This is a genomic window from Afipia sp. DC4300-2b1 (assembly GCF_049895725.1).
Classification (GTDB): domain Bacteria; phylum Pseudomonadota; class Alphaproteobacteria; order Rhizobiales; family Xanthobacteraceae; genus Afipia; species Afipia broomeae.
On record NZ_JAFCSX010000001.1, the window covers coordinates 1201688 to 1215907 of the forward strand.

The 14220-nt window shown below is 61.8% G+C and carries 17 protein-coding genes and 1 tRNA gene; 10 read left to right on the forward strand and 8 right to left on the reverse strand.

Annotated features, from left to right (window positions below; genetic code table 11):
- Positions 1 to 77 precede the first annotated feature (77 nt).
- A complete protein-coding gene (locus ACP7AL_RS05945; protein WP_006023282.1) occupies positions 78 to 416 on the reverse strand; it encodes a P-II family nitrogen regulator in 339 nt (112 codons plus the stop codon).
- A gap of 254 nt (positions 417 to 670) precedes the next feature.
- Between ACP7AL_RS05945 and ACP7AL_RS05950 the strand changes: the two genes are divergently transcribed.
- Positions 671 to 1546 (forward strand): DUF4339 domain-containing protein, encoded by an 876-nt coding sequence (locus ACP7AL_RS05950; protein ID WP_425989770.1) that lies wholly within the window; start codon positions 671 to 673, stop codon positions 1544 to 1546.
- Positions 1547 to 1630: 84 nt separating this feature from the next.
- Here the strand turns inward: ACP7AL_RS05950 and tesB are convergent, their stop codons facing one another.
- Positions 1631 to 2518: an acyl-CoA thioesterase II gene (tesB, locus tag ACP7AL_RS05955; RefSeq protein ID WP_425989772.1), complete on the reverse strand. Its 888-nt coding sequence runs from the start codon at positions 2516 to 2518 to the stop codon at positions 1631 to 1633.
- 163 nt (positions 2519 to 2681) lie between these two features.
- Here tesB and ACP7AL_RS05960 point away from each other — a divergent pair, with 163 nt between their 5' ends.
- Positions 2682 to 3902, forward strand: coding sequence for a ubiquinone biosynthesis hydroxylase (locus ACP7AL_RS05960; protein ID WP_425989774.1), 1221 nt, complete (start codon positions 2682 to 2684; stop codon positions 3900 to 3902).
- 94 nt (positions 3903 to 3996) lie between these two features.
- Here ACP7AL_RS05960 and ACP7AL_RS05965 read toward each other — a convergent pair whose 3' ends face one another.
- The 3 genes from ACP7AL_RS05965 to infC all read right to left on the reverse strand — a co-directional run bounded on the left by ACP7AL_RS05965 (position 3997) and on the right by infC (position 5355).
- Positions 3997 to 4395: a nuclear transport factor 2 family protein gene (locus ACP7AL_RS05965; RefSeq protein ID WP_425989776.1), complete on the reverse strand. Its 399-nt coding sequence runs from the start codon at positions 4393 to 4395 to the stop codon at positions 3997 to 3999.
- Positions 4396 to 4468: 73 nt separating this feature from the next.
- A complete protein-coding gene (locus tag ACP7AL_RS05970; RefSeq protein WP_006023276.1) occupies positions 4469 to 4669 on the reverse strand; it encodes a Trm112 family protein in 201 nt (66 codons plus the stop codon).
- Positions 4670 to 4815: 146 nt separating this feature from the next.
- Positions 4816 to 5355: a translation initiation factor IF-3 gene (infC, locus tag ACP7AL_RS05975; protein ID WP_041713089.1), complete on the reverse strand. Its 540-nt coding sequence runs from the start codon at positions 5353 to 5355 to the stop codon at positions 4816 to 4818.
- Positions 5356 to 5799: 444 nt separating this feature from the next.
- On the opposite strand from infC, the gene ACP7AL_RS05980 reads away from it, so the two are divergent.
- Entirely contained in the window at positions 5800 to 6606 is an 807-nt protein-coding gene (locus ACP7AL_RS05980) for an alpha/beta hydrolase (protein ID WP_024920178.1), read from the forward strand.
- A gap of 8 nt (positions 6607 to 6614) precedes the next feature.
- On the opposite strand, the gene queG is transcribed toward ACP7AL_RS05980, so the two are convergent.
- Complete coding sequence (queG, locus tag ACP7AL_RS05985; protein WP_425989779.1) at positions 6615 to 7799, reverse strand: tRNA epoxyqueuosine(34) reductase QueG; 1185 nt, start codon at positions 7797 to 7799, stop codon at positions 6615 to 6617.
- A complete protein-coding gene (locus tag ACP7AL_RS05990; protein ID WP_006023271.1) occupies positions 7748 to 8440 on the reverse strand; it encodes a glutathione S-transferase family protein in 693 nt (230 codons plus the stop codon). Before ACP7AL_RS05990 ends, queG begins: the two co-directional genes overlap by 52 nt.
- A gap of 239 nt (positions 8441 to 8679) precedes the next feature.
- Between ACP7AL_RS05990 and ACP7AL_RS05995 the strand changes: the two genes are divergently transcribed.
- Entirely contained in the window at positions 8680 to 9486 is an 807-nt protein-coding gene (locus tag ACP7AL_RS05995) for an undecaprenyl-diphosphate phosphatase (protein ID WP_425989781.1), read from the forward strand.
- Positions 9487 to 9501: 15 nt separating this feature from the next.
- On the opposite strand, the gene ACP7AL_RS06000 is transcribed toward ACP7AL_RS05995, so the two are convergent.
- Positions 9502 to 10470, reverse strand: coding sequence for a complex I NDUFA9 subunit family protein (locus ACP7AL_RS06000; RefSeq protein WP_425989783.1), 969 nt, complete (start codon positions 10468 to 10470; stop codon positions 9502 to 9504).
- Positions 10471 to 10674: 204 nt separating this feature from the next.
- Between ACP7AL_RS06000 and ACP7AL_RS06005 the strand changes: the two genes are divergently transcribed.
- The 6 genes from ACP7AL_RS06005 (at position 10675) to ACP7AL_RS06030 (ending at position 14144) form a co-directional block, all read left to right on the forward strand.
- Positions 10675 to 10761, forward strand: a tRNA-Leu gene (locus ACP7AL_RS06005).
- 140 nt (positions 10762 to 10901) lie between these two features.
- Positions 10902 to 11231, forward strand: a complete 330-nt coding sequence (locus ACP7AL_RS06010; RefSeq protein ID WP_425990035.1) for a DUF930 domain-containing protein — start codon at positions 10902 to 10904, stop codon at positions 11229 to 11231.
- Between the two features lie 122 nt (positions 11232 to 11353).
- Positions 11354 to 11536, forward strand: a complete 183-nt coding sequence (locus ACP7AL_RS06015) for a hypothetical protein (protein WP_425989784.1) — start codon at positions 11354 to 11356, stop codon at positions 11534 to 11536.
- 399 nt (positions 11537 to 11935) lie between these two features.
- Positions 11936 to 12550 (forward strand): ribonuclease D, encoded by a 615-nt coding sequence (locus ACP7AL_RS06020; RefSeq protein WP_006023265.1) that lies wholly within the window; start codon positions 11936 to 11938, stop codon positions 12548 to 12550.
- Positions 12551 to 12714: 164 nt separating this feature from the next.
- The gene (lptC, locus tag ACP7AL_RS06025) at positions 12715 to 13404 is read left to right on the forward strand and encodes an LPS export ABC transporter periplasmic protein LptC (RefSeq protein WP_024920184.1); all 690 of its coding nucleotides are present in this window, start codon (positions 12715 to 12717) and stop codon (positions 13402 to 13404) included.
- On the forward strand, positions 13401 to 14144 hold the full coding sequence (locus ACP7AL_RS06030) for an LptA/OstA family protein (protein ID WP_425989786.1): 744 nt from the start codon (positions 13401 to 13403) through the stop codon (positions 14142 to 14144). The genes lptC and ACP7AL_RS06030 overlap by 4 nt, the downstream gene beginning before the upstream one ends.
- Positions 14145 to 14220 lie beyond the last annotated feature (76 nt).

Genomic DNA, 14220 nt, shown 5'->3' on the forward strand with positions numbered 1-14220 from the left:
ACTTCGGATCAGGACACTAGGAAGACCTTGCGGCGTCTTTCACGCGCCGCTGCAGTCGTGATGCGTATTCCAGAAAATTAAAGGGCGTCGTTGTCGGTCTCGCCGGTGCGGATGCGGACGGCGTTTTCGATCGGCGTGACAAAAACCTTGCCGTCGCCGATCTGTCCGGTGCGTGCACCGGCGGTGATCGCCTGCACCGCCTTGTCGGCAAGGTCGGCCCCGACCGCGATCTCGATGCGCAGCTTGGGCAGGAAATTCACGATGTATTCGGCGCCCCGGTAGATTTCGGTGTGCCCCTTCTGGCGGCCGAAGCCTTTCACCTCGGTCACGGTCATGCCGTGCACGCCGATGGCGGTCAGGGCCAGACGGACCTCTTCAAGCTTGAAGGGTTTGATGATGGCGGTGATAAGCTTCATGGCAGCTCTTCATCCCTTAAAGTTCAGCGCGGCAGCGCCACGAGTCTTTACTCGGGCCCGTATCAATCCGCCACCTTTTTGGGCAACGGGGCAGAAAAATATGCAGGGCCGATTGAAAACCGTTGCGGCAAAGCGCGGTCCGTTTGTAGCATTCGCAGTCTCGGGGGCTGAGACCGACTGCCATTCATCTGATGCCGCAGGATTTTCCCGCGGCTGGTCCGGCACCTTATTTTCCCAAGAACAAAGGACATGCCATGCCGGGCCGATCTTGGTTTGTTGCCGCCGGAGATAAGCAGGAAGGCCCGTATTCCGAAGACGAGTTTCGCGATCTGATCGCGCGGGGGAGTGTCAGGGCCGACACCTATGTCTGGGCCGACGGCATGCAGGACTGGAAATACGCCGGCGATATTCCGGGGCTGCTTTCGACCGGTGTCGCGCCCCCGGCGATCCCGCGGCCGGGTGCCTCTGTCCCGTCCGCCAATGGCGATCCCTCGGGCGGATCGTTTTCAATCAATATCGGCATCTGGGAGATGCTGGGCCGCGCGCTGGTTTTCGTGATCGGATTCCTGCTGGTCATTCCCGCGCCATGGGTGGCGGCAAGTTTCTATGGCTGGATTGTCTCGCGCATTCACGTGCCGCAGCGGGGTTATCTCGGCTTCAGCGGAAAGCCTCTCGACATCTGGTACGTGTTTGTCGGGCTGGCGCTGATGACATACATCGGGCTCACCGGCGTTCCCTACCTCGAATACCTGCTGTTTCCGGTTCAGGCGTATCTGTCGTGGATGACGGTACGTTGGGTGATGGCGAATATCACGTCGGAGGGCCGTCCGCTTCAGCTCAGTTTCGACGGCAGCCCGTGGATCTATATCGGCTGGTACCTTCTGATGGCGGTGTCTTTCATCTCCATCATCGGCTGGGCCTGGGTGGTCGTCTATTGGATGCGGTGGATTTGCGCCAACATCAGCGGCACGCACCGCGCCATTTCGTTCAACGCGACGGGACTTGAGGTGCTCTGGCGAACCCTGGTGTTTTCCATCGGCTCGGTGCTGATCATCCCGATTCCGTGGGTGATGAGCTGGTACACCCGCTGGTACGTGTCGCAGTTCTCCGCTTCGGAGCGGCTGGCGTAACACAACGCGATGATGCGTTAGCCAGCGTCGGTTTCTTTCAGTCAGGCATGATCTGATCCGAAAACCGGTTTCCGCTTTTCGGGATCATGCCTGAACCGGCTTTTCCTTGCGCTCGCGCACCGAGCCTTCCTGCGCGACGGAGGCGACCAGTGTTCCGTCCTGCTTGAAGATCAGCCCGCGCGTCAGGCCGCGGCCGCCCTGCGCGCTCGGAGAGTCCTGGCTGTAGAGCAGCCATTCGTCGGCGCGGAACGGGCGGTGAAACCACATCGCGTGATCGAGGCTCGCGGGCATCATGCGCTGATCGAACAGCGTGCGGCCGTAACGCGCCATCACCGCGTCGAGCAGCGAGAAGTCCGACGCATAGGCCAGCGCGCACATGTGCAGCGCCGGATCGTCGGGCAGCTTGGCGACGGCGCGAATCCAGATATGGATGCGGCCGTCGTCGATCTTCTGGCCGAAGTAGCGGCCGAGTTCGACCGGGCGCAATTCAATTGGCCGGTCTGATTCATAGTAGCGGCGGATGAACTCCGGCATCTCCTTGAAAATCGGCTGCTTGGAGACTTCCTCCGCTGTGAGTTTTTCCGGCGGCGGAACGTCCGGCATCTTGTCCTGATGATTGAACGAGCCTTCTTCCTCGGCGTGGAACGACACCATGATCGAGAAGATCGCTCGCCCATGCTGGATCGCGGTGACGCGCCGCGTCGAATAGCTCTTGCCGTCGCGCAGCCGCTCCACCTCGTAGATGATCGGAATCTGCGGATCGCCGGGCAGGATGAAATAGCAATGCAGCGAATGCGGCAGCCGCTTCTCGACATTCTCGACGGTGCGGCAGGCCGCCACCATCGCCTGACCGATCACCTGCCCGCCGAACACGCGCTGCCAGCGCGTCTTTGGGCTCGTGCCGCGAAACATGTTCACTTCGAGCTGTTCGATATCGAGGATCGACAACAGATCAATCAGGCTTTTCGACATTCACGATGTTCCGATCTTCGGCATGCAGACACGACAGGGTGGTTTCCGGTCGCCCGCAAACCCTGATAAACAGCGGCGGGTCCATGTTCCGGTCCCATTCATAGGGCATATTTCCCTTATGGCCGGGTTTGAGGCAAGGGCGGTTCAGAGATACCGGGGTAGCATGTCGTCACAACGAAGTATCGTGATCGGAGGCGGCGCGTTCGCCGGTCTGGGGCTGGCGCTGGCGCTGCGGCAGGGCCTTGGCCCCGATATTCCGATCATCGTTGCGGATCCTGCTTTTGCCATGCGCCCGAGCCGCGATCCGCGCGCATCCGCGATCGTTGCCGCCTGCCGGCGGCTGTTCGAGGTGGTCGGCGTCTGGGATCAGGTCGCCGAAAGCGCCCAGCCGATTCTCGACATGGTGGTGACCGACTCGAATCTTGAAGACGCCACGCGGCCTGTGTTTCTGACATTCGGCGGCGAGGTCGAGCCCGGCGAGCCGTTCGCGCACATGGTCGAGAACCGTCACCTGACCAACGCGCTGGCAACACGTGCGGAAGCCCAGGGTGTCGAACTGAGCGCAGTCGCGGTCTCGAGCTACGACTCGAATGCCGAGTGCACCCGCGTCACCCTGAGCGACGGCCGCATCATTGATGCAAGTCTTCTGGTCGCCGCCGACGGCGCGAAATCGAAACTGCGCGAACGCGCCGGCATCGCAACCCACGGCTGGGATTACGACCAGTCCGGCATCGTCGTCACGGTCGGACACGAGCGCGATCATGGCGGCCGCGCCGAGGAACATTTTCTGCCCGCAGGTCCCTTCGCGATTCTTCCGCTGAAGAACAACCGCTCATCACTGGTCTGGACCGAAAGCCGCCGCGAAGCCGCGCGCATCATCGAACTGCCCGACAATGAATTTCAGGCCGAACTCGAGAGGCGGTTCGGTCTGCATCTCGGCGAGGTGAAGGCGCTCGACAAACCGCGCGCATTTCCGCTCGGCTATTTCGTGGCGCGATCGTTCATCGGCGAGCGGCTCGCGCTGGTCGGCGACGCCGCCCATGTGATCCATCCGATCGCCGGGCAGGGGCTCAACATGGGCCTGAAGGATGCGGCGGCGCTGGCGGAAGTGATCGTCGATGCGGCGCGACTCGGCATCGATCACGGACAGGCCGATGTGCTGGAGCGCTATCAGCGCTGGCGGCGGTTCGACACGGTGGCGATGGGCGTCGCCACCAATTCGCTCAACATGCTGTTCTCGAACAAGTCGGCGCTGCTGCGGACGGTGCGGGATATCGGGCTTGGTCTTGTGGATCGCGTGCCGCCGCTGAAAAGCGCGTTCATTCGTCAGGCCGCTGGTCTGTCCGGCGAAGTGCCGCGGTTGCTCAAGGGCGAAGCTCTGTAGTTGCGTCATTGCGAGGAGCACTTGCGATGAAGCAATCCAGTTTTCTTTCTGGTTCAGACGTGGATTGCTTCGCTTCGCTCGCAATGACGAAGAATCATCCGGCCGCCGCTTTCGCCAGTTGTTCGCCCATCAGGCGGTGCAGCAGATTGATCGCCTTCAGCGGGCGGACCATCACCTTGAAATGCGTGATCTGGCGCCCGTCATCGCTGAACGTGATGATGTCGACGCCATTGATCTTGATGCCTTCGACTTCGTTCTCGAACTCCAGCACCGCGCCGTTCTCGTTGCGCCATTCGCCGAGATACTTGAAGCCGGGGCCGCCGAGCACGGATCCTGCGCTGACGAGATACTTGAAGGTGATGTCCCGTCCGCGCTGCGGCGTGTGGACGACCGGACTTTCGAACACGGCGTCGGGGTGAAGCAGATCCCACAACGCTTTCTCATCATGATATTTGATGAAGTCGTGCCAGCGGTCGAGGGCGAAGGGTCGCATCGGGCGTCTCCGGTGTCGTTATGGACAAGGCATCGCTTCAGCCGGCGACGCTCCAAAGTAGCGAAGGCCGCGCTTAGTCAATCCGCCGCGCTTCTTCCGGCAGCATGATCGGAATGCCGTCGCGGATCGGATAGGCGAGCTTCGCGGAGCGCGAGATCAGTTCCTGCCGCGCGCTGTCGAACTCCAGCGGGCCCTTGGTCTGCGGGCACACCAGAATTTCCAGCAATTTGGGATCGACACCGCTTTCGGGTCGTTCAGCCGGCGAGGTCGTCATGGGTGGCTCCAGAACTGTACGTGACTTTGCGCAGTGTATCACACCCGCGGCGGGCCGGATCAACTTCTGCGGAAACGAAAACGGCCCGTCGGTCATCCCGGCGGGCCGTCAGCATCAATGACATCGATGCGAAAGTGCAACGTGCGTTAGCGCGGCGCCAGAACCATGACGACCTGACGGCCCTCAAAGCGGGCGTCCTGTTCGACCTTGGCGACATCGGCAACGGCGGCCTTCACCTTGTCGAGCAGCTTGGTGCCGATTTCCTGATGCGCCATTTCACGGCCGCGATAGCGCAGCGTGATCTTGACCTTGTCGCCTTCCTCGAAGAACCGCAGCATCGCGCGCATCTTCACGTCGTAATCGTGATCGTCGATCATCGGGCGGAGCTTGATCTCCTTGATCTCGACGACCTTCTGCTTCTTGCGGGCTTCGGCGGCTTTCTTCTGCGCGGAATACTTGTACTTCCCGTAGTCCATGATCTTGCAAACGGGAGGATTGGTATTCGGCGAAATCTCCACGAGATCCATGCCGGCTTCCATCGCCATCTTCACCGCGACCGCCGTTTCGACGGTGCCATGGTTGACGCCGGTCTGGTCGATCAGCTGAATGGTGAGATTGCGGATTTCATCGTTGGTACGCGGCCCGTCTTTTGCTGCGGCGGGCGGGGCTCTGTTGGGACGGCGAATGGGTAGTCTCCGATGTTGTTAAAGAAGCAATCATTTTGAAGGATTAAGGCCTGCCGGGCAAGCACGACAACGCCGCGGGGCGCATTTTCCGAAGCGTTGCCGCAGGACATCGGGATCGGCCATAAAACCGTAAAATGCCTGACAAATAACCGGCCCGGCGCTCTCCGCAGCCCGCTTCACATAGAGGTATGGCGTCCGGTTCGCAAGCGCGCTCAGACACCTGTGCGTTGACGGAACGCGTCGTGGGCCTCCATAACAGGCAGTGGAGCGGATTTGACGTTCGCGGCAACCCGGCCCGCAGTTCGCATCGCGAATGTCAAATCCAAAGCTCCACTAGAGACTTAGTAATCCCCCAGTGGTCGCTTGATTCTAACATTCGCAAGCCTGCCCGGTGAAACGGGATGCGAATGTTAGAATCGGACCACCGGGACGGGGCAATATTTCATGACGCAGACATCCAACGGTTCCGCTGTGCCGGAGCTTGGCTTCATCGACGTGGGCGACACCGGCGCGACGCGGCGCATCGCGGTTCGCCGGCGCCCCGGCGCCCTGCCGGGCGTGTTCTGGCTCGGCGGCTTCAATTCCGACATGAAGGGAACCAAGGCGCAGGCGCTCGATGAATGGGCAGCGGAATACGGCCGCGCCTGTGTAAGGTTCGATTATTCCGGTCATGGCGAATCTTCAGGCACGTTCGCCGAAGGCACCATCGGGCGATGGCACGAGGAGAGCCTCAAAGTGTTCGATGCCTTTTGCGAGGGTCCGCAAATTGTGGTCGGCTCGTCCATGGGCGGCTGGATGGCGCTGCTGCTGGCGCGCGCGCTGGCCAAGCGCCGCGGAACGGCCTCACGGGCGACGCTCGCGGGGCTGGTGCTGATCGCGCCGGCGCCGGACTTCACGGAAGATCTGATGTGGAAGGGTTTCTCCCAGGAAATCCGCGACGAGATCATGACCAAGGGCGTGTGGCACCGGCCCTCCGACTACGGCGAGCCATACCCGATCACCCGCAACCTGATCGAAGAGGGCCGCAACCATCTGCTGCTCGGCGGTACCATCGATGTCGGATGCCCGGTTCGTATTCTGCAAGGCGCGCAGGACCCGGACGTGCCGTGGCGTCACGCCTTCGCGCTGACCCATTGCCTGCCCAGCGACGATGTGGTGCTGACGCTGGTTCAGGATGGCGACCATCGCCTGTCCCGGCCGCAGGACATCGCGCGCATGCTGAGTGCGGTCAGCGAATTGTCGAACGGATAGGCGTGCCATCAGGCCAGAGCGGCGGCCCACTCGCTTCGCACATGTTCATCGGCATCATGCGACCGCGCGGCGAGTTCGGAAAATTCCTCGCGCGGCAGCAGGCGTGACAGCGCCCACACCGCGGCGCCGCGCACCAGCGGACTCTCGTCATCAAGCAGACGGCGGGCTTCGGTCCCCAGCGACGTATCGTTGCTGTTGCCGATTGCGGTCAGCACATTGCGCAAAAATCTGTCGCGGCCGATTCTCTTCACCGGCGATTTCGTGAACATCGCGCGGAACGATGCATCATCGAGTTTCGCCAGCTCGGCCAGCGCCGGCCCGCGCAGTTCGTCGCGTGCGGCGAGTTTTGCCTCGTGGCCTTCCTGCGCGAACTTGTTCCAGGGGCACACGCTCAGACAATCGTCGCAGCCGTAGATGCGGTTGCCGATCGCTTCACGGTATTCGTGCGGGATCGCGCCTTTATGCTCGATGGTGAGATACGAAATGCATTTGCGCGCATCGAGGCGATACGGTGCGGGAAATGCGTTGGTCGGACAGATAGCGAGACAGGCCCGGCACGATCCGCAGTGATCGATATCAGTAGCGTCGCGCGGCAGATCGAGCGTGGTGAAGATGGCGCCGAGAAACAGCCATGAGCCGTACTCGCGCGACACGAGATTGGTGTGCTTGCCCTGCCAGCCGAGGCCGGCGGCCTGCGCCAGCGGCTTTTCCATCACCGCGGCGGTGTCGACGAACACCTTCACGTCACCGCCGGCGTGGGCGATCAGCCAGCGCGCCAGCGTCTTGAGGCGCTTCTTGATAAGGTCGTGATAGTCGTCGCCGCGCGCATAGACCGAGATCGCGCCGCGGGTCTTCTGGTCGAGCAGCGCCAGCGGATTTTCATCCGGCCCGTAATTCATCCCGAGCATGATGACCGAGCGCACGTCGCTCCACAGCACACGCGGACTGGCGCGGCGTGCCGGCTCATTCGCGAGCCACTCCATGTCGCCGTGCGACCCGGCATCGAGAAAGGTTTGCAACCGCTCGCGCGCGCCTGCGATCGCGTCGGGATCGGTGATGCCGATGGTGCCGAAACCGATGGTGCGGGCTTCTTCAGTCAGCGCGGCCTTGATCGCGACCGCGTCCACGGCGTGCGCCGTTGTCAGAAGTCGAGATCGATGTAGTGCGCCGACGCCGGGACGCCCGCCATCCACTCGTTCAGCAGTGGACGGAACGACGGGCGGGATTTGATCCGCACGTACCACGCCTTGGCTGCGTCGTCCTCGTTCCATGGCACATCGCCCAGATAGTCGATCGCCGACAGATGCGCGGCGGCGGCAAGGTCGGCAAATGTCAGTTGATCGCCGGCGAGAAAATTCCGCGTCCGTGCCAGCCAGCCGATATAGGCCAGATGATAGCGCACATTTGCCTTTGCCGCGCGCAGAACATCGGTGGATGGCGCGCCGCCGCCGTGCTCAGGCTTCATGAACCGCTTGTAGACGCGCTCCGTCACCAGGGGCCCGCTGGCCTCTTCGAAAAACTTGTCGTTGAACCACGACATCAGACGCCGCACCTCGATGCGGTCGTTCATGGCCCGCGGCAGCAAACGGTGATCGCCCAGCGGGGCGCCATGGATCTCGTCGAGAAATTCGGCAACCAGGCCCGGCCCCGGCATCGCGGGCGTGCCTTCGGCAATCAGAACCGGTGTGTCGCCTGCCGGATTGAGCGCGAGAAAGGCTTCGCGGCGATCCCAGACCAATTCCTCCACAAGCCGCGTGTCGAGCCCGTGTTCGCCAAGAGCAAGGCGCACGAAACGGGACCGCGGACAAAACGGATGATGGAACAGCGTGAACATGAAGCTTTTGATAGTCCGGTTAGGTTTAACAAAGGGTCTCGAAGGGAGGTTAACGCGTCAGTGGCCGCGGAAACGGATTACGAACTTCGGACAGTGAGTACTCGGTGCCGAAGCCTGATAAGCAGGCAAAAGGCCATTTGCCAATCCTCAATTTCACGGATTTGCCGTTGCGGCAACACGACGAATGGGCGACAAGAACGCGGGTTGAGGAACCCTCCATCAGTTCGGATTGTCCCCAGATGTTAGCTGATCTTTTGAAGGCCCTCGTTCTCGGTATCGTCGAGGGCGTGACCGAATTCCTTCCCGTCTCGTCCACAGGACATTTGCTGCTTGTGGAACGGTTCATGGATCTGGATCGGGATAATTTCTGGAAGACCTTCGCGGTGATGATCCAGCTTGGCGCGATCCTCGCCATCCTGGTGATCTATTTCGGCAGGCTGTGGCGCGTGGCGCTCGGCATGTTTTCCGATCCTGCGGCGCGGCGGTTCGTGATCGGCGTGTTGCTGGCGTTCTTTCCCGCGGTGGTTCTCGGGCTGATTTTCGGAAGTTTCATCAAGAGCGTGCTGTTCAATCCCTGGGTTGTCTGCTTCACGCTGATTGCCGGTGGCGCTGTGCTGCTGTGGGTCGATCAGCAGGATTTCAAACCGCGCTATCACGACGCGATGGCGTTCTCGCTGCCAATGTATCTCGGCATCGGCGTCGCCCAGTGCGCGGCGATGATTCCCGGTGTGTCGCGCTCGGGCGCGTCGATCGTCGCGGCGATGCTGTTCGGCGCGGACAAGCGTGCGGCCGCGGAGTTCTCGTTCTTTCTCGCGATCCCGACCATGGTCGGCGCGTTTGTCTATGATTTTTACAAGAACCGCGCTGACATGACGATGGATCACGGGCTGATCATCGCAGTCGGTTTTGTGGTGTCGTTCATCACGGCGATCATCGTGGTGAAGACGTTCCTGGACTATGTCACCCGCCACGGCTTCGCGCTGTTCGCATGGTGGCGCGTGATCGTCGGCTCGCTGGGCCTGATCGCGCTGGCGCTCGGGAAATAAATTCGCCCGAGCCCTTCACGCGTCCTTGTGCGCGAACTGTCCGGTCTTGCGGTAGCGCCAGAGATAGGACGGCGCCACGGCTTCGAGCGAGTCGGGGGTCACACCCAGGCCTTCCAGCGTCAGCCCCGCGGCCTTCGCAGCTTCCGACACGACATTGTCGCTGCGCAGCAGTTCGACCTGATCCGGCGTCAGTTTCATGTCGCCCGGCGCAAATTGCAGGAAGAACGCCTGGAACTTGGCGAGCGAGAACGGCAGCGACACCAGCATGGTGTTGCGATAGGTGATCTTCACGATGTCCTCGATGACTTCGCGCATGGTCATCACTTCGGGCCCGCCGAGTTCATAGGTCGCGCCCGGCCTGGTCTTGCCGTCGACCGCATCGGCGACGGCATTGGCAACGTCGCCGACATAGACCGGCTGCAATTTGGTCAGCCCGCCGCCGATCAGCGGCAGCACCGGCGAGATGCGGGCGAGGGCGGCAAAGCGATTGGTGAACTGATCCTCGGGGCCGAACACGACCGAGGGCCGCAGAATCGTTGCTGACGGCGCAGCCGCAAGGACCGCGGCTTCGCCTGCGGCCTTGGCGCGCGCATAGCGCGAGGCTGAATTGGCATCCGCGCCGATTGCCGAGATATGCACCACGCGTGCACCGATCTCGCTCGCCGCGCGCGCCACGGCTTCTGCGCCCTTGGCCTGAACCGCTTCGAAGGTCTGCGCGCCGCTCTCGGACAGAATGCCGACCAGGTTAACGATCACGCTTGCGCCGCGCGCGGCTGCCTGCACCGAGGCCGGATAACGCAGGTTGGCCTGAACGGCGTGAATCTGGCCGACTTTGCCCAGCGGCTGCAGGTGACCGGCCAATTCCGGGCGCCGGACCCCGACCCGGATGCGATAATCCCGCTTGGCAAGCGCCCGGATCACATGCCGGCCGAAAAAACCCGATCCTCCGAAGACCGTGACAAGCGTATCGATGCGGGCTGACATGGGCTGGTTCCTGCGCAAATAAACGAAGCGGGACGGCGGCCCCGCCGATTTCCGCGATACGCCATCATCCTCGCGCTGTACAGGCCATTCCGGTGGCTTCATGGCGTTTTCGAGCGACGTGGCGGCCGGTTCGCGTCAACGAAACGCACCAGGGCGACGGCAATTTGACAAGCGCGCGCCCTGTCCTTAGTAACCGCACCCAATGCCCAGGTGGCGGAATTGGTAGACGCGCTGGCTTCAGGTGCCAGTGGCTTAACGGCCGTGAAGGTTCGAGTCCTTTCCTGGGCACCACACTTCTAAAACAGCCTCCTCCCCGGAGGTCGGATTTTCCGAAACGGTGCACCCTCATCCCACGCTTCGGTGGTGCTTTTGTGAAGATTACCACCGTTGTCCTGACCGCCGCGCTGTTTCCGGTTGCTCCGTGCTTTGCGATGGATGCCCGGTTCGCAGCGAGCCTGAAAAAGCTCGATCCGCAAACGCGGCTGGAGCAGGTCTGCGACCTTGAGGCCATGAGCCGGATCGACCGCGACGCCAATCCCTATCATCCCGACCGCGCCAAGACCGACGTGCTGTCTCATCCGCAGCATGCAGGCGACACCGTCACCGGGAAAGGCGGCGCGTTCCGCAGCAAGGGACGATGGTATTCGTTTTCCTTCGCGTGCAAGGGCTCGCCCGACCACATGACGGTGCTGTCGTTCAGCTACAGGATCGGCGAGCTGATTCCCGAGTCGAAGTGGGCGGCGCTCGGGCTCTGGCGCTGACCTCTCGATGGCTCCGCGCCGCGCGTCTTCAGCGCAGCGCGATGAGCCTGTCGGCACGGCGATGACTGTTACGGTGTCCCGCCATACTTGGATGAATCATCGTAGGAAACGGGAGCTTCGCCGTGGCCGATCCGGTACCCGCCCGGCACGGAATCGTCGCGATAGAGGTGTACCCCGCTTGGGGTAACGAAGGCTGGCACAGCAGCGTTGCTGGACCGAAAGATGTGCTGCGATTTGGCGTGATGATGCGCGCGTGTGGCAGCGTTGCCAGAGGTGCACAGAGCGATCAAAACGAATACGGCTAAACCTGAACGCATTGTATTTCTCCAATCGTTGACCCAGCCCACACACGGTATTTTGGGGCGCACCGTCACATCCGGTGGCGTCCACAGTGCCGTGAATATCTGGTGATCGGGAGACTGCGGTAAAGCTCACGCCAGGCGATGCAGCAAGATCGGCGCATTCCGCAGCAAGGCCGGCAAAACGTGTTCCCTGGCCGGAGCGGATGCGCGGCGGCGTTTGGGGACCATTGCGGCAGCACATCTGCTGCGGCAGCCGCTTCAACCCGTCCCGTCGTCATTGCCAACGACGGCGGGCGCGGTTATGCGGAGCAAATTGGGCCCGTCCTCCCCCTCGTCTGCAGGGGATTTGGGCGGTAGTTTAGGCCCGTCGATTCGACCCATCTGCAAAGGTTTTTACAGACCATGACCATCCGCCTGCATCGCGGCGATTTGCCGGATCTTTCGCGCTACACGCAGTCGGTGGCGATCGACACCGAGACGCTGGGGCTCAATCCGCATCGCGACCGGCTGTGCGTGATCCAGTTGTCCAACGGCGACGGCACCGCGGACGTGGTGCAGATTCCCGCCGGCCATACCGATGCGCCGAATCTGAAAAAGCTGCTCGGCGATCCGAAGGTCACCAAGATTTTCCATTTCGCGCGGTTCGATCTCGCCGTTCTGTTTCATGCGTTCGGCGTGATGCCGGAGCCGGTCTACTGCACCAAGATCGTCTCGCGTCTGGTCCGCACCTACACCGACCGCCATGGGCTGAAGGATCTGGTGCGCGAGGTGCTCGGTGTCGATCTGTCGAAGCAGCAGCAGTCGAGCGACTGGGGTGCGGCGTCACTGACCGATGCGCAGCTCGCCTATGCGGCGTCCGACGTGCTGCATCTTCATGCGTTGCGCGAGAAGCTCGACGCGATGCTGGCGCGTGAGAACCGCGAGGCGCTTGCCGCCGCCTGCTTCCAGTTTCTGCCCACGCGCGCGCGGCTCGACCTCCAGGGCTGGGAAAATGACGATATCTTCGCGCATTCATAATCTGGCCATTTGCAGCCTAATCACGCCATTTGCAGCGAAGTTTGCCCGGTTTCCGTCACTTTTTTGCTCTTTGCCAAGTGCTTGGTAAGGCGGGACAAATGCCGGGCTGCAAAAAGGCGCGTCATTGCGTAGAATGACGGCGCTATCCCGGCGCTTCGGAGCATATTTTGTCGGTTCAGAGCCAGAGCTATCAGGCTGGAGCGGATGCGCGCTATGCGAAGGCGCGGCGTCACAGCCGCCGCGTGCGCCAGATGCGTCTGGCCGTGCCGGTGATGGTCGCCGCGGCAATGCTGACGATCATCGGCATTTCGCTTTTCAACCCGTTCAGGATTCTTTCAAAGCTGCCGATCGACATTGGCAAGCTTGGAGTCTCGGGCACCAAAATCACGATGGACTCGCCGCATCTTGCGGGCTTCACGCCGGACAATCGTCCCTATGAACTCTGGGCCAAGTCGGCGATCCAGGACGTGACCAAACCGAACCATGTCGAGCTGAACGAACTGCGCGCGAAAGTTCAGATGGAAGACAGGACAGGCATCACCATGGATGCGCGCACCGGGCTGTTCGATACGAAAACCCAGTTGCTGGATCTGAAGGACAACATCTTGTTGCAATCTTCCACCGGTTACGAAGCGCGGCTGACGCAGGCCACCGTCGATATCGGCGGGGGCACGGTGTCTTCGGATGAGCCCGTGGCGGTGAAATTGCTGAACGGAACGCTCGACGCCCAGCGTCTCAGAATAACCGAAAACGGCGCGTTGGTGCGCTTTGAGGGCGGCGTCTCGATGATCCTGATACCGGAAGAGCCGAAGGATGCGCCGGCGGCTCCCGCACGTGATGCTGCTGCAAAATGATTTTTGGGATGATGATGAAGATTTACACCGGTCCCGAGGCTAAGGACGTCATGCGCGCGATGACCCGCGCGCTGTCGATCGGCGTACTTGCGGCTGCCCTGTGCACGCCGGCCGCCGCACATGCGCAAAGTTCGGCGACGGGTGTGCCCAACGCGATGCAGGGTTTTTCACAGAACCGCGACAAGCCGATCCAGATCGATGCCGCGTCGCTCGAAATGCGCGACAAGGACAAGGCGGCGACATTCAGCGGCAATGTGAAGGTCGTGCAGGGCGACACCACCATGCTCTGCAAATCGCTGGTCGTGTTCTACGATAGCAACGAGCCATCCGGCGCCAAGAAGACCGCCATGAAATCCGCAACACCCGGGCCGACTGGAAGTTCGTCGATCAAGAGACTGGAGGCGCAGGGCGGCGTCGTCGTGACGCAGAAGGATTCGACGGTCACGGGCGACAAAGGCGTCTTCGATATGCGCGCCAACACCGTCACGATGCACGGCAATGTGCTGCTGACCAAGGACAAGAACGTGCTGCGTGGAGATCGTCTTGTCGTCGATCTCACAACCGGTGTCTCGCGGGTCGAGTCGAACAGCGGGCGCGTGCAGGGCGTCTTTCAGGCCGCTCCGAGCGGATCGCCGGGAGGTAACAATTCAGGCGGCGCGCAGCCGTCAACGACACCCAGCGCGCCTGGAAAGCCGCTTAAACTCAATGACTTGGCGAATCCACGAAAGCGCAACAGTTGAACCGGAGACAGCAAGCCTGTATCACCCGGCCCCTGAACATTTGGGGATGGGCAACACGGCTCCGGTCCATCATGCT

What these genes read in the sequence shown, in the direction of transcription:
- ACP7AL_RS05945 (WP_006023282.1), bottom strand. Translation starts at nt 416, where the DNA reads ATGAAGCTTATCACCGCCATCATCAAACCCTTCAAGCTTGAAGAGGTC.
- ACP7AL_RS05950 (WP_425989770.1), top strand. Translation starts at nt 671, where the DNA reads ATGCCGGGCCGATCTTGGTTTGTTGCCGCCGGAGATAAGCAGGAAGGC.
- ACP7AL_RS05995 (WP_425989781.1), top strand. Translation starts at nt 8,680, where the DNA reads ATGTTAGCTGATCTTTTGAAGGCCCTCGTTCTCGGTATCGTCGAGGGC.
- ACP7AL_RS06000 (WP_425989783.1), bottom strand. Translation starts at nt 10,470, where the DNA reads ATGTCAGCCCGCATCGATACGCTTGTCACGGTCTTCGGAGGATCGGGT.
- ACP7AL_RS05960 (WP_425989774.1), top strand. Translation starts at nt 2,682, where the DNA reads ATGTCGTCACAACGAAGTATCGTGATCGGAGGCGGCGCGTTCGCCGGT.
- ACP7AL_RS06020 (WP_006023265.1), top strand. Translation starts at nt 11,936, where the DNA reads ATGACCATCCGCCTGCATCGCGGCGATTTGCCGGATCTTTCGCGCTAC.
- ACP7AL_RS06010 (WP_425990035.1), top strand. Translation starts at nt 10,902, where the DNA reads ATGGATGCCCGGTTCGCAGCGAGCCTGAAAAAGCTCGATCCGCAAACG.
- ACP7AL_RS05990 (WP_006023271.1), bottom strand. Translation starts at nt 8,440, where the DNA reads ATGTTCACGCTGTTCCATCATCCGTTTTGTCCGCGGTCCCGTTTCGTG.
- ACP7AL_RS06030 (WP_425989786.1), top strand. Translation starts at nt 13,401, where the DNA reads ATGATTTTTGGGATGATGATGAAGATTTACACCGGTCCCGAGGCTAAG.
- ACP7AL_RS05980 (WP_024920178.1), top strand. Translation starts at nt 5,800, where the DNA reads ATGACGCAGACATCCAACGGTTCCGCTGTGCCGGAGCTTGGCTTCATC.
- ACP7AL_RS05970 (WP_006023276.1), bottom strand. Translation starts at nt 4,669, where the DNA reads ATGACGACCTCGCCGGCTGAACGACCCGAAAGCGGTGTCGATCCCAAA.
- tesB (WP_425989772.1), bottom strand. Translation starts at nt 2,518, where the DNA reads ATGTCGAAAAGCCTGATTGATCTGTTGTCGATCCTCGATATCGAACAG.
- ACP7AL_RS05965 (WP_425989776.1), bottom strand. Translation starts at nt 4,395, where the DNA reads ATGCGACCCTTCGCCCTCGACCGCTGGCACGACTTCATCAAATATCAT.